We start from the raw sequence: 19,543 nt of genomic DNA, 5'->3' as shown, positions 1-19,543 counted from the left end.
GGTGAGTCAGCGTGGAAAAGCCCCTTCACCGGGAAGAGGCGCCAAAGCAACTGAATCAGTCGGCCAGGTCCTGCTCCTCGATGGTCAGGTTGTGGTTGGTGAACACGCAGATGTCGCCGGCGATGTTCAGGGCAGTTTCAGCGATTTCACGGGCCGAAAGGTCGGTCTTGTTCAGCAGGGCGCGGGCTGCTGCCTGGGCGTAGGCACCCCCGGAACCCATGGCGATCAGGCCGTCTTCGGGCTCGACCACGTCACCGTTGCCGGTGATGATCAGGGAGGCATCCTTGTTGGCCACGGCCAGCATGGCTTCCAGGCGGCTCAGGGAACGGTCGGTACGCCATTCCTTGGCCAGCTCGACGGCGGCGCGAACCAGGTGGCCCTGGTGTTTTTCCAGCTGGCCTTCGAAGCGCTCGAACAGGGTGAAGGCATCGGCGGTGGCACCCGCGAAGCCGGCGATGACCTGGCCGTGGTACAGGCGGCGCACTTTCTTGGCGTTGCCTTTCATCACGGTGTTGCCGAGAGATACCTGGCCGTCGCCGCCCATGACGACTTTGCCGTTACGGCGGACAGAAACGATGGTGGTCAAGGGGAGAGTCTCCACGCAGCGGGGCGAAAGTGCCTGATGCAGACTCATATGGGGGTTGGGGGAAGGATTTCAACCGTGGGGGATGAATGGTTGGTGCTCTCCTGCAAAGGCCTCATCGCCGGCAAGCCAGCTCCCACAGGTCATCACAGGGCCTGAGGGCAGTGATTTCCTGTGGGAGCTGACTTGCCGGCGATGAGGCCTGTGAGGGTTACTCAGGCCTCGTGGCAGATGTGGCCATCGACCAAGGTATAACGCACCGCACCCGGCAGGCAGTGGCCGATGAACGGGCAGTTCTCGCCACGCGAGAACCACTGCTCGCCGGCAACGGTGGAGGCTTGCGGGTCGAACAGCACCAGGTCGGCCGCACCACCCACTTTCAGCTCACCGGCCGGCAGGCGCAGGGCGGCAGCCGGGCCGCTGCTCAGGCGGGCGAGCAAGGTCGGCAGGTCGAGCAGGCCGTCCTGTACCAGGGTCATGGCCAGTGGCAACAGCAACTCGACGCTGCTGATGCCCGGCTCGGTGGCGCCGAACGGGGCCAGCTTGGCGTCGCGCTCATGGGGCTGGTGGTGGCTGGAAATCGCCTGGATCACGCCCGATTTGACCGCGGCACGCAGGCCATCCCGGTCTTTGGCAGTGCGCAGCGGTGGCTGCACGTGGTACAGGCTGGAAAACTCGCGCAGCGACTCATCGGTGAGTATCAACTGGTACAGCGCCACATCTGCGGTCACCGGCAGGCCGAGTTCCTGCGCCTGGGCAATCAGCTGTGCGCCACGGGCGCTGGTGATCTGGCTGAAGTGCGCACGCACGCCGCTTTGTTCCACCAGCAGCAGGTTGCGCGCCAGTGCCACGGTTTCGGCGCTTTCCGGGATGCCCGGCAGGCCGAGGAAACTGGCCATGGCACCTTCGTGGGCCAGGCCGCCCTCGGCCAGGTCGCGGTCCTGGGAGTGGAACACCACGGTCAGGTCGAAGGTGGCGGCGTATTCCAGGGCGCGGGCCAGGGTACGGTTGTTGGGGATTTGTTTCAGGCCATTGCCGAAGGCCACGCAACCGGTGTCGCGCAGGGCCACCAGCTCGGCCAGTTGCTCGCCTTCGAGGCCTTTGGTCAGGGCGCCGATCGGGTACACCTTGCTGTTGGCAGCCTCACGGGCGCGGTCCAGGATCAGCTCGGCCACCGCCGAGGTGTCCAGCACCGGCTTGGTCTGTGGCGGGCAGCACAGGCTGGTGACACCGCCGGCCACGGCTGCGCGGGTTTCACTCGCGATGTTGCCTTTGCGGCTGTAACCCGGCTCGCGCAGGGACACGCCCAGGTCGACCAGGCCCGGTGCGGCGACCAGGCCATCGGCCTGGATCGTGCGGCTGGCGCTGAAGCCGGCCGGCGCAGCGCCGATGGCGGCAATGCGGCCACCGTCCAGGTGCAGGTCGGTGACCTGGTCCAGGCCGGTCTTGGGATCGATGACCCGGGCGCCAAGAATACTGATGGTCACTGGGCGTTCTCCTGGTCGAATTGACGTTGCGCGTTCTGCCCGCTCATGGCCATGGACAGCACGGCCATGCGCACGGCGATGCCGTAGGTGACCTGGTTGAGGATCACCGAGTGCTTACCGTCGGCCACCGCCGACTCGATTTCCACACCACGGTTGATCGGGCCTGGGTGCATGACGATGGCGTCAGGCTTGGCCCCGGCCAGGCGCGCGGTGGTCAGGCCGAACAGGCGGTAGAACTCACCTTCGCTGGGCAGCAGGCCGCCGGCCATGCGCTCGCGTTGCAGGCGCAGCATGATCACCACGTCGACATCCTTCAGGCCTTCGGCGAGGTCGGTGTAGACCTTTACGCCGTACTGCTCGATGCCGATCGGGATCAGGGTTTTCGGGCCGATCACGCGGATGTCCGGGCAGCCCAGCGCTTTGAGCGCCAGCATGTCGGAACGGGCCACGCGTGAGTGCAGGATGTCGCCGACGATGGCTACCGAGAGGTTCTCGAAGCTGCCCTTGTGGCGGCGAATGGTGAGCATGTCGAGCATGCCCTGGGTCGGGTGCGCGTGGCGGCCGTCACCACCGTTGATTACTGCGACGTCCGGGCACACGTGCTCGGCGATGAAGTGCGCCGCGCCGGAGTCGGAATGGCGTACCACGAACATGTCGGCCGCCATGGCTTCGAGGTTGCGCAGGGTGTCGAACAGGGTCTCGCCCTTGCTGGTCGAGGAGGTCGACACGTTCAGGCTGATCACGTCGGCCGACAGGCGCTGGGCCGCCAGTTCGAAGGTGGTGCGGGTACGGGTCGAGTTCTCGAAGAACACGTTGCACACGGTCTTGCCGCGCAGCAACGGGACTTTCTTCACGGCCCGGGCACCGACTTCCAGGAAGGAGTCGGCGGTGTCGAGGATCTCGGTGAGCAGTTCGCGGGGCAAACCGTCGAGCGAGAGGAAGTGGCGCAGCTGGCCCTGATCATTGAGCTGCAGCGGGCGCTTGGCGTCGATTGGCGTCATCGCGGGGGACTCTTAAAGGGCGGAAGCGGAGGCGAGGTCCTGGCGCTCGAGGGCGAGCGGTGCGGGTCCGGTCAATTTTACCCGTTCATGGGCGGCCAGCGACAGGGTGGCACCGAGCACATTCGGACGGATCGGCAATTCGCCGGCATCCAGGTCCAGCAGGCAGACCAGGGTGACGCTGGCCGGGCGGCCGTAATCGAACAGTTCGTTGAGCGCCGCGCGGATGGTGCGACCGCTCATCAGTACGTCATCCACCAGCACCAGGTGCTGGCCCTCGACCTCGAACGGCAGCTCGGACGGGCGCACTTGTGGGTGCAGGCCGTTCTGGCTGAAGTCGTCGCGGTAGAACGAGACGTCCAGGGTGCCCATGGGGCTGCTGTCGCCCATGGCTTCCTGCAGGGCCTGGGCAACCCAGACACCGCCGGTGCGGATACCGATGTAACGGGGCTCGGTGATTGCCCGGCGCGCCAGGTGGGCACGAAGGTCGACAGCCATCTGCCGAATCAGGTCGGCGGGATTGGGTAGGCTCATTGCGGGCTCCTCGGAAGGGTGCGCCGGGCGGGCCCGGCGGCAAAGATGATCAGGTATTGGCCTCCAGCCAGCCTTGCAGCAACAGGGCGGCGGCGATGGCATCGACCGGGTTGTCGCGGTAGCTGCCGCGCTGGCCGCCACGGGCCATGCGCTCGCCCTTGGCCTCGAAGGTGGTCAGGCGTTCGTCGTGGGTATGCACGGGCAGGTTGAAGCGGCCGTTCAGGCGGCGGGCGAACTTTTCGGCGCGGGCGCTCATCTCGCTGGCCGTGCCGTCCATGTTCAGCGGCAGGCCGACGACAATGGCATCGGGTTTCCACTCATTGATGAGCTTTTCCACCTGAGCCCAGTCCGGCACGCCGTTCTGCGCCTTCAGGGTGCACAGCTCGCGTGCCTGCCCGGTGATCACCTGGCCGACGGCCACGCCGATCTGTTTGCTGCCGTAGTCGAAACCCAGCAAGAGGCGTAGTTCGGCCATCAGGCGTGGCCCGCCTGGCTGGTCAGCAGGTGCAGGTTGATGCCCAGGCTGGCGGCCGCTGCTTCCAGGCGCAGGTCGCTGGCCCGGTCAAAGATGATTTCCGGGTCGAACGGGCAGTTGAGCCAGGCGTTGTCGGCCAGCTCCGCCTCCAGTTGGCCCGCTTCCCAGCCGGCATAACCGAGTGTGATCAGGCTCTGTTTCGGGCCCACCCCGGCGGCGATGGCCAGCAGCACATCCTGCGATGTGGTCAGCGACAGGCCTTCGAGGGCCACGGTGGCCTGGAAGCTGCATTCGCTGCTGTGCAGCACGAAGCCGCGGTCGGTCTGCACCGGGCCACCCTGGTAGATCGGCACCTGCAAGGTGCTGGCCGGCGGCGTTTCGTCCGGGCGCAGCTGCTCGAGGATGTCGGCCAGGCTCAATTCCTGCGGCCGGTTGACCACCAGGCCCATGGCGCCATGCTCATTGTGCTCGACAATGTACGTGAGGGTCTGGGCGAAGTTCGGATCGGCCATGTGCGGCATGGCGATCAGGAACTGGTGCTTGAGGTAGCTGGGTGCGAGGGTTTTCATGCCTCTAAGTGTGGCGTCGGGACGCCGGGCTGACAAGGTCAAGAGCGCATTATCGACAGGATGGCGCGGTGATGGGGTGAGCAAGCGCGCCGTCGAAGCGTGTGCCAAGGCTGGGGGCAAGGCCAGCCTTGGCGTTGAGTTCATTAGGTTGGGGCGGGCACGGGGTAATGAACTTCAACCTCATGCTTAAGACTGTGTGCGGTGAAGGTGAATGAGGATCGAACAAGTGTCAGGTGCGTGACCTTGTCGTAGGTGACGGTGCCACTGCCAATCTCGGCGTTGCCGTCAGCGTCTTCAAAATAGGCGAGGTGACCATAGTCCGGAATTAGTTGCGTAGTCAGTTTGAACTCGCCATTTTCCAAGGGCCTGGTATTGTTCAAAATGCTAATGCTGAACTGCATTTCTTTGCTTTGGAATGCTGCATCGAAATAGCTGTAATTGCTGAAGTCATCATACTTGGTAACATGCCATTCCATGGATTCACCGGTCAGCTGGATTGCTTGCTGACCCCCAATCGTTAGCGTCACACGGGGCATGGGCGGTTCATTTACCTTGGGGCTCGTCCGCGTTGTCACCCTGGTGGGTTTCTTAATGTTTAACTTATTGCAAATTTCCTGTCTGCGGGGCATGGGTGGCGAACCTATTCTTGTGGAGTGGCTCGAACTCTAGGAAGAAACTGGTGACCGGTAAACTGGTAAAACTACCAGTTGACGGGCGTTGGCAAGGGGGCTGGGCTGACCACACGCTGCGGATCAGCCAGTCGTGCCCTAGTTGCTCGACAACCGGTCCCCACGGGCAAACCGCCAGGTACGAATGATCTCCAGCCGGTCAAACTCGGCCAGATCCCCGGTAAACGGTGCAAACGGCGCGGCCAGCCGCACGATGCGTTGCGCCGCCTGGTCCAGCACCTGCTGCCCGGACGATTCCAGTACCAGCACTTCGTACAGAGAACCGTCGCGGTTGATCGACACCATCATCCGCAAGTTGCCGTAAATCTGTTGCCGACGTGCTTCGTCGGGGTAGTTCAGGTTGCCCACCCGCTCGACCTTCTTGCGCCACTCTTCCTTGTACCAGGCGCCCTTGTCGCGCATGGTCGAGGCGGCATTCAGGCGATGGATGCGCGGGCGCTTGGCGTACATCTGCTGCTCGTTGGACAGCTCCGCCTCCAGGCTGGCGATCTGGCTGGACAGCTGCGAGCTGTCGAAGTCGGGCGCTGGCGCCGCCGGCTTGGGCTGGGCCTTGCTTTCCTTGGGCTTGGGTTCGACCTTTTGTGGCTTGGGCGCAGTCGTCACTACCGCCGACTTTTGTGGGGTAGGGGGTGGTACTACCTCGGGCCTGGCGGCGGGTGGCGGGGTGATCTTGTTGATCTTGCTGTCCTGGAACGGCGCCAGTTCGGTGGTGGTGGGCACCGCTTTCTTGTCCAGCGTGCCGCTGCCCTGCTGGTTGTCCTGAGCCTGGAAATCGGCCTTCTCGGGCGCTTTCTCGCTCTTGAAGGTGGCCAGGGTGATGTCCATGGTGTGGCGGATTTCGGCAGGCTTGACCACGGTGAAGCCGACGCCAAGAATCAGCGCCAGGTGCACCAGGGCAGCCAGGAACAGGGTAAAGCCGAGCCGGTCCACCGGGCGAACACGGGGCGGCAGCAGGTCGGAGGGGATGTCAGCGGGCAGCGTCATCAGGTATCCAGCAACTGCTGGGCGGGGCAGCAGCTCAGTCGAATAGGACCGGCATCATACCCCACTCTGCGGCTTTGCTTCGCGTTGGCTGTCAGCGCGCCTTGAGGTGGCGATCAATGGCATCCATCAATTTGCCACCGATATCGGTGTTGTAGGCAGCATCGATCTCGCGGATGCAGGTGGGGCTGGTGACGTTGATTTCGGTGAGGTAGTCGCCGATCACGTCCAGGCCCACGAACAACAGGCCCTTCTCGCGCAGGGTCGGGCCGACCTGGGCGGCAATCCAGCGGTCGCGCTCGGTCAGCGGGCGCGCTTCGCCACGTCCGCCAGCGGCCAGGTTGCCTCGGGTTTCGCCGCTGGCCGGAATACGCGCCAGGCAGTAGTCCACTGGCTCGCCGTCGATCATCAGGATGCGTTTGTCGCCGTCCTTGATCGCTGGCAGGTAAGCCTGGGCCATGATCTGCTGGGTGCCCAGTGCGGTCAGGGTTTCGAGGATCACCGACAGGTTGGGGTCGCCAGCGCGGTGACGGAAGATCGACGTACCGCCCATGCCATCCAGCGGCTTGAGGATCACGTCCACATGCTTGGCCGCGAATTCGCGAATGATGTCCGGGCGGCGGCTGACCAGGGTTGGGGTGGTGCACTGCGGGAACAGCGTGGCGAACATTTTTTCGTTGCAGTCGCGCAGGCTCTGCGGGCGGTTGACCACCAGCACGCCATCATTCTCGGCCTGCTCCAGCAGGTAGGTGCTGTAGACGAACTCCATGTCGAAGGGTGGATCCTTGCGCATCAGGATCACGTCCAGCTCGGCCAGCGGGCTGTCTTGCTCCTCGCCAAGCTCGAACCAATGCGCCGGGTCGGCAAACACCTTCAGCGGGCGCATGCGGGCGCGGGCCTTGCTTTCGCCCTGGTACAGGTCTTGCTGTTCCATGTAGAACAGACTCCAGCCGCGTGCCTGGGCGGCCAGCAGCATGGCCAGCGAACTGTCCTTCTTGTAGGAGATGGACGCGATGGGGTCCATGACAATGCCGAGGCGAACGCTCATGGGGTGGTTCCTCTTGGCGGCAGGTGGCCGCGATGGCGAAAGAAAAGTGGCTCAGGGTGGCGCCGCGAACGCCGCCGGTCAAGGGGCGGCGCAGATGGAATGGCCACCCGGAGTATGCTAAAAGTGCAGCTAATTTCCATTGGTAGGCGTCTATGGAACAACCCCTGAAGGTGATGGTGATCGACGATTCCCGCACGATCCGCCGCACCGCGCAGATGTTGCTCGGTGAGGCGGGCTGCGAGGTGATCACCGCCAGCGACGGCTTCGATGCCCTGGCCAAGATCGTCGACCACCAGCCCAGCATCATCTTCGTTGATGTGCTGATGCCGCGCCTGGACGGCTACCAGACCTGCGCCGTGATCAAGCACAACAGTGCTTTCAAGGACACCCCGGTGATCCTGCTGTCGTCGCGCGATGGCCTGTTCGACAAGGCCCGCGGCCGGGTGGTCGGCTCTGATCAGTTCCTGACCAAACCGTTCAGCAAGGAAGAGCTGCTCGACGCGATCCGCGCCCACGTGCCCGGGTTTACCGCGCCTCCACAACACGTACCCTGACCGCGCCCCGCCATGGCACGGCCTTACTTTCCTGATGGGGAAACAGCATGGCCCGAGTTCTGATTGTCGACGACTCGCCGACAGAGATGTACAAATTGGCCGGATGGCTTGAAAAGCACGGTCATGAGGTGCTCAAAGCCAGCAACGGTGCCGATGGCGTGGCGCTGGCGCGTCAGGCAAAGCCCGATGCAGTGTTGATGGATATCGTCATGCCTGTTCTCAACGGCTTCCAGGCGACCCGGCAATTGAGCAAGGACCCCGAGACCAGCGCCATTCCAGTATTGGTCGTTACCACCAAAGACCAGGAAACCGATCGCATCTGGGCAAAGCGCCAGGGCGCGAGGGGTTTCGTGACCAAGCCCGTGGAAGAAGACGACCTGATCGCCAAGCTCAAAGAAGTGCTAGGCGCTTGACCACCCGCCCGCAAGGCGCGTCGCTGACCGCCTTCGAGCTGTTGCTGGACATTGACCGGCGCTGCCGCCTGCTGGTCGCCGACCAACCGCCGCAAGACAACCGCCTGCAACAGTGGAGCGGTATCGGTTTTCGCATTGCCGGGCAGTGGTTTGTCGCGCCCATGGGCGAGGTGGCCGAGGTGCTGCGTGAACCGCGCAGCAGCCGCGTCCCCGGTGTGCAGCCATGGGTGTGCGGGGTAGCCAACCTGCGCGGCCGGTTGTTGCCGGTGATGGACCTGAGCAGCTTCTTCGGCCTGGGCCACGCCGCCCCGGGCAAGCAACGGCGGGTGCTGGTGCTGGACCACGAGGCACTGTTCGTCGGCCTGCTGGTGGACGAGGTACTGGGCTTGCAGCACTTTGACCTGGACAGCCTGCAGCTGTCGCCGCCCCAGCCACTGCTGCGCGCCGCTGCACGTTTTGTGCAGGGGCATTTCCCGCGTGAACGCAATTGGGCGATCTTCAGCCCCTTCGCCCTGGCCCAGGCGCCGGGCTTTCTCGATGTGGCGTTATAGGACCTGCGAACGTGAACAAGCCTGCCACCTCCGTTACCGCAACCACCGTGAGCCCGCGTACCCGCAGCATCGCGCAGATCACTGTGCTGTTTTTGATCCTGATCCTGTCGATCATCCTGTTGTTCGCCAACTTCGCGTACCTGAACACCCAATCCAATTACGACAAGCAGTACATCGGCCATGCCGGGGAACTGCGAGTGCTGTCGCAACGCATCGCCAAGAACGCCACTGAAGCCGCTACCGGCAAGGCCCTGGCCTTCAAGCTGCTGTCGGATGCGCGCAACGATTTTGAGCGGCGCTGGGGCTACCTGCGCCAGGGTGACAAGTCCACCGGCCTGCCGCCTGCGCCGCCCACGGTGCGTGACGAGATGGAATCGGTACGCCGCGACTGGGAAAACCTGCGCAAGAACACCGACACCATCCTGGCCAGCGAGCAGACTGTGCTGTCGCTGCACCAGGTAGCGGCGACCCTGGCCGAAACCGTGCCGCAGTTGCAGGTGGAATACGAGAAGGTGGTCGAGATCCTGCTGCAAAGCGGCGCCCCGGCCAACCAAGTGGCGGTGGCCCAGCGCCAGCTGTTGCTGGCCGAGCGCATCCTCGGTTCGGTCAACACTGTGCTGGCCGGTGACGATGCCGCAGCCCAGGCGGCCGACGCTTTTGGGCGCGATGCCGGGCGCTTTGGCCAGGTGCTGGAGGGCATGCTCAGCGGCAACGCGGCAATCCAGATAACCCGCGTCGAAGACGCCGACGCCCGCGCGCGGCTGGCGGAAATCGCCGAACTGTTCCAGTTCGTCGCCGGTTCTGTGGATGAAATCCTCGAAACCTCGCCCGAACTGTTCCGCGTGCGCGAAGCTGCCGGCAACATCTTCAGCCTGTCGCAAACCCTGCTCGACGAAGCGTCGCACCTGGCCAACGGTTTCGAGAACCTGGCCGGCGGGCGCACCCTCGATACTGTGGGCGGCTATGCCCTGGGCGTGCTGGCGCTGGCCTCGATCATTCTCATCGGCCTGATCATGGTGCGCACCACCAACCGCCAGCTGCGCGAAACGGCGGAAAAGAATGAACGCAACCAGCAGGCGATCATGCGCCTGCTCGACGAAATCGAAGAGCTGGCCGATGGCGACCTGACCGTGACCGTATCGGTAACCGAAGACTTTACCGGCGCCATTGCCGACTCGATCAACTATTCCGTGGACCAGCTGCGCGACCTTGTGGCCACCATCAACCACAGCGCCGTGCAGGTGGCTGCGGCTGTGCAGGATACGCAAAACACCGCTCGCCAGCTGGCCAAGGCGTCCGAGCACCAGGCCGAGCAGATCAGCGAGGCCTCCGAGGCCGTCGGCGACATGGTCGAGTCGATCGACCGGGTGTCCGCGCATGCCTACGAATCGGCCAAGGTAGCCGAACGCTCGGTGGCCATCGCCAACAAGGGTAACGAGGTGGTGCACAACACCATCAATGGTATGGACAACATTCGCGAGCAGATCCAGGACACCGCCAAGCGGATCAAGCGCCTGGGTGAGTCTTCCCAGGAAATCGGCGACATCGTCAGCCTGATCGACGACATTGCCGATCAGACCAACATCCTGGCCCTTAACGCGGCGATCCAGGCCTCGCTGGCCGGTGAGGCTGGCCGTGGTTTTGCCGTGGTCGCCGACGAGGTGCAGCGCCTGGCCGAACGCTCGTCATCGGCTACCCGCCAGATCGAGGCGCTGGTGCGCACCATCCAGGCGGACACCAACGAGGCGGTGATCTCCATGGAGCAAACCACCGCCGAGGTGGTGCGCGGCGCGCGCCTGGCCCAGGATGCCGGGGTGGCGCTGGCCGAGATCGAAGGGGTATCGCAGAACCTGGCCGACCTTATCCACAGCATCTCCGACGCTGCCCAGCTGCAAACCTCGTCGGCCGGGCAGATCTCCCACACCATGGCGGTCATCCAGCAGATTACCGCGCAGACCTCCGCCGGCTCCGGTGCCACTGCCGACAGCATCCGCCACCTGGCCCGCATGGCCAGCGAGATGCGCCGTTCGGTGTCCGGTTTCACCCTGCCACCACCTGCCGAGCCCAAGTGAGGCGCCGCGCCGAGGAAGTGACCATGGCATCTGCTGCTGTAAGCCCCGAGCGCCACGACACGGTGGCGCTGGCCTGGACCAAGGCTGCCATTCTCGACTGCCTGGGCCAGGCGCGCCAGGCGCTGGAGCGTTTTGCCGGCGAGCCCGGCGACCTGTCGATATTGGCCTTCGTGGTCGACAACCTGCACCAGGTGCACGGCTGCCTGCGCATGCTCGAACTGCGAGGTGCGACGCGCCTGGCCGAAGAGCTGGAACTGTTCGCCAAGGCTCTGGCCGACGGCCAGGTGAGCCCGCGGGGTGATTGCCTGGGTGCGTTGTTCCGCGGCCTGGAGCAATTGCCCTCATACCTTGAGCGCTTGCGCGGTGCACGCCACGACCTGCCCTTGGTGATGCTGCCGCTGCTCAACCAGCTGCGCGCCTGCCGTGGCATCGAGCCGCTGGCCCAGGCCAGCCTGATCAGCGGTGCTGCGCAGCGCTTTGCCGGCTCCGACGACCTGGCCAACCTCGACCTGTCGCTGGGCAACTGGCGCGATCAATTACAGGCCGGGCCTGGCCGCGATGCCCTGCGCTCGGTGGTGACCGCGCTGTGCGACGACCTGATGCGCATAAAGGAGCGCCTCGACCAGTTCGTGCGCAGCGACCGTCAGCACAGCGAGCAGCTCGATGCCCTCCTGGCGCCGTTGCGCCACGTGGCCGACACCCTGGCTGTGCTGGGCTTCCAGCAACCACGGCGGGTGATCATCGACCAGGTGCTGGCGCTGCAGGCCCTGGCCCAGGGCGAACGGGCGGTAGACGACGCGGTGTTGATGGATGTAGCGGGCGCCCTCTTGTATGTGGAAGCCTCCCTGAACGGCATGGTCGGCCCGCTGGAGGAAAACGGCCAGGGCGGGCTGCCAGGTTCGGACCTGGCCGAGATACGCCAGTTGGTGCTGAACGAATCGCTGAACGTGTTGCAGCAGGGCAAAGACCTGATCGGCGATTACCTGGAGTCCGACTGGCCCCGGCAGCGCCTGCAACCCCTGCCAGGGTTGTTGCAGCAGGTTCGCGGGGCGTTGGCCATGTTGATGCTGCCCGCCGTGGCCGAACTGATTGCCGGCTGCGCAAGCTATGTGCAGCGTTGGTTGCAGCACCTGGAGGATGAGCCACCCGCTGACGAGCTGACCCACCTGGCCGAGGCCCTGAGCGCCGCTGAGTGCTACCTGCAGTGGCGGGTGGCCGACCCGCTGGCGGATGGCCAGCCGTTCATCGACATGGCGCGTGCCAGCCTGGCGGCGTTGGGCGTGCACTGTGCGCAGGCGGACGCCCGCGCGGGCCTGGATGCCGAGGGCGATGGCATCGATGACGAGCTGCGCGAGGTGTTCCTCGAAGAAGCGGGCGAGTTGCTGCCGGAAATCGAGCGCCACTGGTTGCGCTGGCGTGCCGACAACCAGCAGCGCGGGGCACTCGGGGAAGTGCGCCGTGCGCTGCATACGCTCAAAGGCAGTGGACGCATGGTGCATGCCGAGGCGGTGGCGGAACTGGCCTGGGGGGCCGAGCACTTGCTGAACCGGGTGCTGGAGGGCCGCAGTGTGCTCAGCCCTGAAGGCGTGGTGGCCCTGCAACAGGTGTTCGTCCATCTGCCCGATCTGCTGGCCGACTTTGCCGCCGGCCAGCTGCCGCAACTGACCGAAATCGAACAACTGGCGGGGCACCTGCATGCCTTGGCTGAAAACGACGCACCCGCGGCGGCCCATATCGATGGCCTCGATCCGCAGTTGCTGGATATCTTCCGCAGTGAGGCGCAGGGCCACCTGGCCAGCCTCGATGATTTCCTGCAGGGCGCCGACGGCCATGACACGCCGGTCAGCGATGGCCTGCAACGTGCCCTGCACACGCTCAAAGGCAGTGCCGCCATGGCCGGTGTGATGCCGGTCGCCGAGCTGGCCACTGCCTTCGACCGCCTGGCCCGTGAATACAAGGGCCATCAACTGCCCCTGCAAATGGCCGAGATCGAATGGCTGGAAGCCGCGCGCTCGCTGTTCCATCTGGGCCTGGCGCAACTGGATAGCACGCCGCTGGCAGCCATCCCTGGCGCAGCGGAGCTGATCGAAACAGTTGGCCAGGCAGTAGATAACCGCCTGGCCACCGTGCATGACGAACCGCAGCATCCCCGGCGCAGCAAGCGCGACCCGCAGTTGGTTGCCAGTTTCCTCGCCCAGGCCATGGACATTCTGCTCGATGCCGAGTCGTTGCTGTCGCGCTGGCAGCAACAGCCTGGCCAGCGTGACGCACTGGATACACTGCTCGACCAGATGACCACCCTGGGCCACGCCGCGCACCTGGCCGACTTGTGGCAAATGGATGAGGTGTGCGAGGCCTTGCTGGACCTGTATGGCGCGGTAGAAGAGGGCAGCCTGCCCGCCGATGCCCGCTTTTTCGCCCAGGCGCAGCACGGCCATGAAGCCCTGCTGGACATGCTCGACGAAGTGGCGGCCGGGCAGGATATCGCGTCACGGCCAGAGCTTGTCGACAGGCTGCGCAACCTGCTGGACCAGGCCCTGGCCCCGGATGCCACCGGCCTGGTGGGCATCGACACGGTCACCCCGCTGCACCCGGACATGGACCTGACGGGTACCCTGGGGCTGTCGCATACCCCTTTGCAGCCAGAGGTGGCCGAGCCACTGCCTGAAGAGCCGGAAAGCCCCGGCGAAGAGCTGCTGGAAGTGTTCCTCGAAGAAAGCTCGGACATCGTCGAGAGCGCCGCCGCATCCCTGGCACGCTGGCAGGCCGACCCGCGCAGCAGCGTCGAGGTGGACAACCTGATGCGCGATCTGCACACCCTCAAGGGCGTGGCGCGCATGGTCGAAATTGCCCCGATCGGAGATTTGGCCCACGAACTGGAGTTTCTCTACGAGCTGCTGGCTGCCGGGCGTTTGCCGCCGAGCCCGCCACTGTTCGCGTTGCTGCAGAACTGCCATGACCGCCTGGCGCACATGCTTGATGCCGTGCGCCTGGGGCAGCCATTGCATGCTGCCACGGCGCTGATCGACTATATCCGTAACTTCAGCAGCGCAGCCCTGACCGACAGTGCAGCCGGCCAAGGGCCGGTCGAAGCCGCCGCCAGCGAGGTGCCGGCGACAGCGCCAGAGCGGGCGCCAGGCGACATGGTCAAGGTTGACGCCGAGTTGCTCGATGACCTGGGCAACCTGGCCGGCGAACACTCGATCATCCGTGGGCGCATCGAGCAGCAGGTCAACGATGCGCAGTTCACCCTCAACGAGATGGAAACCACCCTGGAGCGTATGCGCGACCAGTTGCTGCGCCTGGACATCGAGACCCAGGGGCGGATCTCCAGCCGCCAGCCGTTCGAAAGCGATGCCTATGATGACTTCGACCCCCTGGAAATGGACCGCCACTCGCAGTTGCAGCAACTGTCGCGGGCCTTGTTCGAGTCTGCCTCGGACTTGCTCGACCTGAAGGAAACCCTGGCCCAGCGTGCCCAGGAGGCCTACAGCCTGCTGCAGCAGCAGGCGCGGGTGAACAGCCAGTTGCAGGAAGGCCTGACCGCCACCCTGATGGTGCCCTTCGAACGCCTGGTGCCACGCCTGCAGCGTGTGGTGCGGCAGGTGGCCAGCGAGCTGGGCAAGCAGGTGGAACTGGTGGTCGGCAACGCCGAAGGCGAACTGGACCGCAGTGTGCTCGAACGTATGGTGGCGCCGCTGGAGCACATGCTGCGCAACGCAGTCGACCATGGCCTGGAAAGCCGCGAAGCGCGGCTGGCCGCTGGCAAGCCGGAGCAGGGCACCATCCACCTGAATTTGCTGCACGAAGGCGCCGATATCGTTATCGAAATGATTGACGACGGTGCCGGTGTGCCCCTGGACGCGGTGCGGCGCAAGGCCATCAAGCGCGGCCTGCTGGACCCGCAGGCGGACTTGAGCGATCACGAGATCCTGCAGTTCATCCTGCGCCCGGGCTTTTCCACCGCCGAGAAGATCACCCAGATATCCGGGCGCGGCCTGGGCATGGACGTGGTGCACGAGGAGGTCAAGCAGCTGGGTGGCTCGATGAGCATCGAGTCGGCCCAGGGCAAGGGTGCGCGCTTCTTGATCCGGCTGCCGTTCACCGTATCGATCAACCGTGTGCTGATGGTGCACTTGGGCGAAGAGCAATACGCCATCCCGCTCAACACCATCGAGGGCATCGTCCGCGTACCGCCGGCAGAGCTGGCGGCTTGTTATCAGCTGGACACGCCCCGCTATGTCTACGCCGGCCACGAATACGAGCTGCGCTACCTGGGCGAGTTGCTGCAAGGCCTGCCGCGCCCCGCGCTGCTGGGGCAGAGCGTGCCGTTGCCGGTGCTGCTGGTGCATTCCAAGGAGCAGTCGTTCGCCATCCAGGCCGACAGCCTGTCGCCCAGCCGCGAGATTGTGGTGAAGAGCCTGGGGCCACAGTTTGCTGCGGTTGCCGGGTTGTCGGGGGCGACGTTGCTGGGCGATGGCCGGGTCGTGCTGATTCTCGACCTGCTTGGCCAGTTGCGCGGCCAGCAGCGGCGCCTGGCCCGCTTGCCCGGCGGCGGCACCCAGCGCCAGCTGCTCGGCCCCGCGCCGCGGCGTGCGTTACTGGTGATGGTGGTGGACGATTCGGTAACCGTGCGCAAAGTTACCAGCCGCCTGCTGGAGCGCCACGGCATGAGCGTGCTCACGGCCAAGGACGGAGTCGATGCCATGGCCCTGCTGGCAGAGCACCGCCCCGACGTGTTGCTGCTGGACATCGAAATGCCACGCATGGACGGCTTCGAGGTGGCCACGCGCATTCGCCGTGACGAGCGGCTGAAGGACCTGCCGATCATCATGATCACTTCGCGCACCGGGCAGAAGCACCGCGACCGTGCCATGGCCATTGGCGTCAACGAGTACCTGGGCAAGCCGTACCAGGAGTCTCTGCTGTTGCAGAGCATTGCCCACTGGAGCCAAACCCATGCTTGAACTGATCTCCGGCCAGCGCAGCAGCCTGACCGGGCTGTTGCTGCCATTGGGTGACCGTACCCTGGTGCTGCCCAACGTGGCGGTGGCCGAGCTGAGCGGCCAGCGCAACCTGGTGTGCCAGCCCGGCGACCCCGCCTGGCACCTGGGCTGGATCGACTGGCGGCAGCAGCGCCTGCCGCTGATCGGCTTCGAGGCGGCGTGCGGTGGTGAAACACCGTGCGGTGAGCGGGCCCGGGTGGTGGTGCTCAATGCACTGGGTGATACCGGCCTGCGCTACCTGGCGCTGTTGCTGCAAGACATCCCGCGCTCGTGCAAGCTCGACAGCCAGCTGAACTACGTGGATGTGGCGCTGGGCAGGCTGGAGCTGGCGGCGGTGCAGGTGGGCGAGCAGGTGGCCCGGGTGCCGGACCTGGTTGCCTTGGAAAGGCTGGTGCGTGACGCGGATCTGCAACCTGACCTTGGGTAGGATGTAAGGCACAGGGCGTAGTCGTCTGGATGTGGGAATCGGGCTACCGCAACACCCTGTAGGAGCAGCCTTGTGCTGCGAAGAGGCCGGTAAGGCTGAAGGTCATCTTCGGCTGCTATGGCCTCTTCGCAGCACAAGGCTGCTCCTACAGGGCTTGTGTTTACCTTGAAATCGACACCGGGTGAGGCCATCAGCATCACATCAGGAACCCAGCCCACCTGAAGAGGTCTGTGTTTGCATGTATTACGGTGAACGCTTCAACGCCTGGACCCACCTGGTCGGTGCTGTCCTGGCCTGTATCGGTGCCATCTGGCTGATCGTGGTCGCGGGCCTGCAAGGCGACCCGTGGAAGATCGTCAGTTTCTCCATCTACGGCGGTACGCTGCTGTTGCTGTACAGCATCTCCACCCTGTACCACAGCACCCGCGGGCGGGCGAAGGTGATCATGCGCAAGCTCGATCACCTGTCGATCTACCTGCTGATCGCCGGTAGCTACACGCCCTTCTGTCTCGTCAGCCTGCGTGGCCCCTGGGGCTGGAGCCTGTTCGGCGTGGTCTGGGGGCTGGCGGTGATCGGCATGTTGCAGGAGATCAAGCCGCGCTCCGAAGCGCGGGTCCTGTCTATCATCATTTATGCCGTGATGGGCTGGATCGTGCTGGTGGCAGTGAAGCCGTTGCTGCACTCGCTGGGCGGCGTCGGCTTTGCCTGGCTGGCCGCCGGCGGGGTGTTCTACACCGTGGGCATCATCTTCTTCGCGCTCGACAGCCGTTTGCGCCACGCGCACGGCATTTGGCACCTGTTCGTGATTACCGGCAGCCTGCTGCACTTCGTGGCGGTGTCGTTCTACGTGCTCTAGTTAAAAATCGCCCCACAATTGCTGTGCCACCGACAGCGCCACCACTGGCGCAGTTTCGGTGCGCAGCACCCGTGGCCCAAGGCGGGCGGCGTGGAAGCCGGACGCTTTGGCCTGCTCGACTTCGGCCTCGCTCAGGCCGCCTTCGGGGCCGATCAGAAACGCCAGGGTCGCAGGTTTTTCGTGGCTGGTAAGCGGCTCGGCCACCGGGTGCAGGACCAGTTTCAGGTCCGCCTGGGTGCTGCCCAGCCATTCGGCCATGGTCACGGGTGGATGGATGACCGGCAAGGTGGAGCGGCCGCATTGTTCGCAGGCGCTGATCGCCACTTGGCGCCAGTGGGCCAGGCGCTTGTCGGCGCGCTCGTCTTTCAACCGCACTTCGCAGCGTTCGCTGACGATCGGGGTGATCTCGTTGGCGCCAAGCTCGGTGGCTTTCTGGATCGCCCAGTCCATGCGCTCGCCACGGGACAGGCCCTGGCCGAGGTGCACGTGCAACGGTGAATCGGCCTGGCCGGCGAGGGCCCGGTCGAGGCTGACGCGTACGGTTTTCTTGCCCACTTCAAGCAATTGGCCGAGGTATTCCTGGCCGCTGCCGTCGAACAGCTGCACGGCGTCGCCGGGGGCCATGCGCAGTACGCGGCCGATGTAGTGGGCCTGGGCTTCGGGCAGGTCGTGCTCGCCAAGGCTCAGGGGGGCGTCGATGAAGAAGCGGGACAGTCTCATGGGTTTGCTCGGTAAATAGAGAGACACAGATTCCCTGTGGGAGCGGGCGTGTCGATGCGTCGAACCGCCGCGAATCAGGCGCTGCGGTGCCTGGCAAGGGCTTCGCCCTTGTTCGCCGGCACGCCCGCTCCCACAGGAAAAGTGGTGTGGCGAATTGCCGGGCCTAGCCCGGGTCGCGGAAGTCGGGGTGGAAGTTGGCCGGCACGGCAACACTGACGCTGTCGCGGGTGGCGATGTCGATGCCTTCGCTGGCAACTTCTGCAAGGAAGTCGATCTGCTCCGGGGTGATCACGTACGGCGGCAGGAAGTACACCACGCTGCCCAACGGCCGTAGCAGGGCGCCGCGGGTCAGGGCGTGTTCGAACACCTTCAGGCCACGTCGCTCCTGCCAGGGGTAGGCTACCTTGCCAGCTTTGTCCTTGACCATCTCGATGGCCAAGGCCATGCCGGTCTGGCGGATTTCGGCAACGTGAGCATGATCGGCCAGGTGCGCAGTGGCGGTGGCCATGCGCGTGGCCAGGGCCTTGTTGGCCTCGATCACCTTGTCTTGCTGGAAAATGTCCAGGGTCGCCAGCGCCGCAGCGCACGCCAGCGGGTTGCCGGTGTAGCTGTGCGAGTGCAGGAACGCGCGCAGGGTCGGGTAGTCGTCATAGAACGCCTGGTAGACCTTGTCGGTGGTCAGGCAGGCGGCCAGCGGCAGGTAGCCACCGGTCAGGGCCTTGGACAGGCACAGGAAGTCTGGCCGGATGCCGGCCTGTTCGCAGGCGAACATCGTGCCGGTACGGCCAAAGCCCACGGCAATTTCATCGTGGATCAGGTGCACGTCGTAGCGGTCGCAGGCCTCGCGCAGCAGCTTGAGGTACACCGGGTGGTACATGCGCATGCCGCCGGCACCCTGGATCAGCGGCTCGACGATCACGGCGCTGATCGAGGCGTGGTGCTCGGCCAAGGTCTGCTCCATGGCGGCGAACATGTTGCGCGAGTGCTCTTCCCAGCTCATGCCCTCTGGGCGCAGGTAGCAGTCGGGGCTAGGCACCTTGATCGTGTCCAGCAGCAACGCCTTGTAGGTTTCGGTGAACAGCGGCACATCACCTACCGACATGGCGGCGATGGTTTCGCCGTGGTAGCTGTTGGTCAGGGTGACGAAGCGCTTCTTGTCCGGTTTGCCGACGTTCTGCCAGTAGTGGAAGCTCATCTTCAGCGCTACTTCGATGCAGGACGAGCCGTTGTCGGCGTAGAACACCCGGTCGAGACCGGCCGGGGTCATGGCCACCAGGCGCTCGGACAGCTCGATGACCGGCTGATGGCTGAAACCGGCCAGGATCACGTGCTCCAGTTGGTCGACCTGGTCCTTGATGCGCTGGTTGATGCGCGGGTTGGCGTGGCCGAACACATTGACCCACCAACTGCTCACCGCGTCCAGGTAGCGTTTGCCTTCGAAGTCCTCCAGCCACACGCCTTCGCCGCGCTTGATCGGGATCAGCGGCAGCTGCTCGTGGTCTTTCATCTGGGTGCAGGGGTGCCACAGAACCTTGAGGTCGCGTTGCATCCACTGATCATTGAGGCCCATGGGCACTTCT

The 19,543-nt window shown here is 64.8% G+C and carries 18 protein-coding genes; 7 read left to right on the top strand and 11 right to left on the bottom strand.

Annotated elements, in window-relative coordinates; genetic code table 11:
* Positions 1 to 55 precede the first annotated feature (55 nt).
* The 9 genes from hslV to gshB all read right to left on the bottom strand — a co-directional run bounded on the left by hslV (position 56) and on the right by gshB (position 7,364).
* Positions 56 to 586, bottom strand: a complete 531-nt coding sequence (gene hslV, locus SB765_RS05915; RefSeq protein WP_003249309.1) for an ATP-dependent protease subunit HslV — start codon at positions 584 to 586, stop codon at positions 56 to 58.
* Between the two features lie 212 nt (positions 587 to 798).
* A complete protein-coding gene (locus tag SB765_RS05910; protein ID WP_341796964.1) occupies positions 799 to 2,070 on the bottom strand; it encodes a dihydroorotase in 1,272 nt (423 codons plus the stop codon).
* Complete coding sequence (locus tag SB765_RS05905; RefSeq protein WP_008099987.1) at positions 2,067 to 3,071, bottom strand: aspartate carbamoyltransferase catalytic subunit; 1,005 nt, start codon at positions 3,069 to 3,071, stop codon at positions 2,067 to 2,069. Before SB765_RS05905 ends, SB765_RS05910 begins: the two co-directional genes overlap by 4 nt.
* 12 nt (positions 3,072 to 3,083) lie before the next feature.
* Positions 3,084 to 3,602 (bottom strand): bifunctional pyr operon transcriptional regulator/uracil phosphoribosyltransferase PyrR, encoded by a 519-nt coding sequence (gene pyrR, locus SB765_RS05900; protein WP_016489547.1) that lies wholly within the window; start codon positions 3,600 to 3,602, stop codon positions 3,084 to 3,086.
* 49 nt (positions 3,603 to 3,651) lie between these two features.
* The gene (gene ruvX / locus SB765_RS05895) at positions 3,652 to 4,077 is read right to left on the bottom strand and encodes a Holliday junction resolvase RuvX (RefSeq protein ID WP_174370678.1); all 426 of its coding nucleotides are present in this window, start codon (positions 4,075 to 4,077) and stop codon (positions 3,652 to 3,654) included.
* Positions 4,077 to 4,646, bottom strand: a complete 570-nt coding sequence (locus tag SB765_RS05890) for a YqgE/AlgH family protein (RefSeq protein ID WP_016501975.1) — start codon at positions 4,644 to 4,646, stop codon at positions 4,077 to 4,079. The genes ruvX and SB765_RS05890 overlap by 1 nt, the downstream gene beginning before the upstream one ends.
* Before the next feature lie 143 nt (positions 4,647 to 4,789).
* Positions 4,790 to 5,182, bottom strand: a complete 393-nt coding sequence (locus SB765_RS05885; protein WP_410931072.1) for a hypothetical protein — start codon at positions 5,180 to 5,182, stop codon at positions 4,790 to 4,792.
* Between the two features lie 231 nt (positions 5,183 to 5,413).
* Complete coding sequence (locus SB765_RS05880; RefSeq protein WP_016501974.1) at positions 5,414 to 6,319, bottom strand: energy transducer TonB; 906 nt, start codon at positions 6,317 to 6,319, stop codon at positions 5,414 to 5,416.
* Between the two features lie 91 nt (positions 6,320 to 6,410).
* A complete protein-coding gene (gshB, locus tag SB765_RS05875; protein WP_341796961.1) occupies positions 6,411 to 7,364 on the bottom strand; it encodes a glutathione synthase in 954 nt (317 codons plus the stop codon).
* Between the two features lie 152 nt (positions 7,365 to 7,516).
* Between gshB and SB765_RS05870 the strand changes: the two genes are divergently transcribed.
* The 7 genes from SB765_RS05870 (at position 7,517) to trhA (ending at position 17,243) form a co-directional block, all read left to right on the top strand.
* Entirely contained in the window at positions 7,517 to 7,918 is a 402-nt protein-coding gene (locus SB765_RS05870) for a PleD family two-component system response regulator (RefSeq protein WP_341796960.1), read from the top strand.
* Positions 7,919 to 7,965: 47 nt separating this feature from the next.
* Positions 7,966 to 8,331: a twitching motility response regulator PilH gene (pilH, locus tag SB765_RS05865; protein WP_016489541.1), complete on the top strand. Its 366-nt coding sequence runs from the start codon at positions 7,966 to 7,968 to the stop codon at positions 8,329 to 8,331.
* Positions 8,328 to 8,882 carry a chemotaxis protein CheW gene (locus SB765_RS05860; protein ID WP_016489540.1) on the top strand — a complete coding sequence of 185 codons (555 nt, stop codon included), beginning with the start codon at positions 8,328 to 8,330 and terminating at the stop codon, positions 8,880 to 8,882. The genes pilH and SB765_RS05860 overlap by 4 nt, the downstream gene beginning before the upstream one ends.
* Before the next feature lie 47 nt (positions 8,883 to 8,929).
* Positions 8,930 to 10,954, top strand: coding sequence for a methyl-accepting chemotaxis protein (locus SB765_RS05855; RefSeq protein ID WP_410911056.1), 2,025 nt, complete (start codon positions 8,930 to 8,932; stop codon positions 10,952 to 10,954).
* Positions 10,955 to 10,977: 23 nt separating this feature from the next.
* On the top strand, positions 10,978 to 15,921 hold the full coding sequence (locus SB765_RS05850; RefSeq protein WP_410931071.1) for an Hpt domain-containing protein: 4,944 nt from the start codon (positions 10,978 to 10,980) through the stop codon (positions 15,919 to 15,921).
* Positions 15,914 to 16,387, top strand: a complete 474-nt coding sequence (locus tag SB765_RS05845) for a chemotaxis protein CheW (protein WP_016489537.1) — start codon at positions 15,914 to 15,916, stop codon at positions 16,385 to 16,387. Before SB765_RS05850 ends, SB765_RS05845 begins: the two co-directional genes overlap by 8 nt.
* A 238-nt stretch (positions 16,388 to 16,625) precedes the next feature.
* Positions 16,626 to 17,243: a PAQR family membrane homeostasis protein TrhA gene (gene trhA, locus SB765_RS05840; protein WP_341796958.1), complete on the top strand. Its 618-nt coding sequence runs from the start codon at positions 16,626 to 16,628 to the stop codon at positions 17,241 to 17,243.
* On the opposite strand, the gene SB765_RS05835 is transcribed toward trhA, so the two are convergent.
* Together SB765_RS05835 and SB765_RS05830 are read right to left on the bottom strand one after the other, a co-directional pair.
* Positions 17,244 to 17,963 (bottom strand): 16S rRNA (uracil(1498)-N(3))-methyltransferase, encoded by a 720-nt coding sequence (locus tag SB765_RS05835; protein ID WP_410931070.1) that lies wholly within the window; start codon positions 17,961 to 17,963, stop codon positions 17,244 to 17,246.
* 163 nt (positions 17,964 to 18,126) lie between these two features.
* Positions 18,127 to 19,533: an adenosylmethionine--8-amino-7-oxononanoate transaminase gene (locus SB765_RS05830; RefSeq protein ID WP_410911027.1), complete on the bottom strand. Its 1,407-nt coding sequence runs from the start codon at positions 19,531 to 19,533 to the stop codon at positions 18,127 to 18,129.
* Positions 19,534 to 19,543 lie beyond the last annotated feature (10 nt).

This window comes from Pseudomonas sp. SIMBA_067, assembly GCF_046534675.1.
In the GTDB taxonomy this organism is placed as follows: Bacteria; Pseudomonadota; Gammaproteobacteria; order Pseudomonadales; family Pseudomonadaceae; genus Aquipseudomonas; species Aquipseudomonas putida.
The sequence above is the reverse complement of the archived record's forward strand: the minus strand, read 5'-3'. Positions and strand labels throughout refer to the sequence as shown.

Excerpts from the sequence above, each read along its gene's own strand:
- SB765_RS05905 (WP_008099987.1), bottom strand. The coding sequence starts at position 3,071 with ATGACGCCAATCGACGCCAAGCGCCCGCTGCAGCTCAATGATCAGGGC.
- pyrR (WP_016489547.1), bottom strand. The coding sequence starts at position 3,602 with ATGAGCCTACCCAATCCCGCCGACCTGATTCGGCAGATGGCTGTCGAC.
- ruvX (WP_174370678.1), bottom strand. The coding sequence starts at position 4,077 with ATGGCCGAACTACGCCTCTTGCTGGGTTTCGACTACGGCAGCAAACAG.
- SB765_RS05890 (WP_016501975.1), bottom strand. The coding sequence starts at position 4,646 with ATGAAAACCCTCGCACCCAGCTACCTCAAGCACCAGTTCCTGATCGCC.
- SB765_RS05885 (WP_410931072.1), bottom strand. The coding sequence starts at position 5,182 with ATGCCCCGTGTGACGCTAACGATTGGGGGTCAGCAAGCAATCCAGCTG.
- SB765_RS05880 (WP_016501974.1), bottom strand. The coding sequence starts at position 6,319 with ATGACGCTGCCCGCTGACATCCCCTCCGACCTGCTGCCGCCCCGTGTT.
- gshB (WP_341796961.1), bottom strand. The coding sequence starts at position 7,364 with ATGAGCGTTCGCCTCGGCATTGTCATGGACCCCATCGCGTCCATCTCC.
- SB765_RS05870 (WP_341796960.1), top strand. The coding sequence starts at position 7,517 with ATGGAACAACCCCTGAAGGTGATGGTGATCGACGATTCCCGCACGATC.
- pilH (WP_016489541.1), top strand. The coding sequence starts at position 7,966 with ATGGCCCGAGTTCTGATTGTCGACGACTCGCCGACAGAGATGTACAAA.
- SB765_RS05850 (WP_410931071.1), top strand. The coding sequence starts at position 10,978 with ATGGCATCTGCTGCTGTAAGCCCCGAGCGCCACGACACGGTGGCGCTG.
- SB765_RS05845 (WP_016489537.1), top strand. The coding sequence starts at position 15,914 with ATGCTTGAACTGATCTCCGGCCAGCGCAGCAGCCTGACCGGGCTGTTG.
- trhA (WP_341796958.1), top strand. The coding sequence starts at position 16,626 with ATGTATTACGGTGAACGCTTCAACGCCTGGACCCACCTGGTCGGTGCT.
- SB765_RS05835 (WP_410931070.1), bottom strand. The coding sequence starts at position 17,963 with ATGAGACTGTCCCGCTTCTTCATCGACGCCCCCCTGAGCCTTGGCGAG.
- SB765_RS05830 (WP_410911027.1), bottom strand. The coding sequence starts at position 19,533 with ATGGGCCTCAATGATCAGTGGATGCAACGCGACCTCAAGGTTCTGTGG.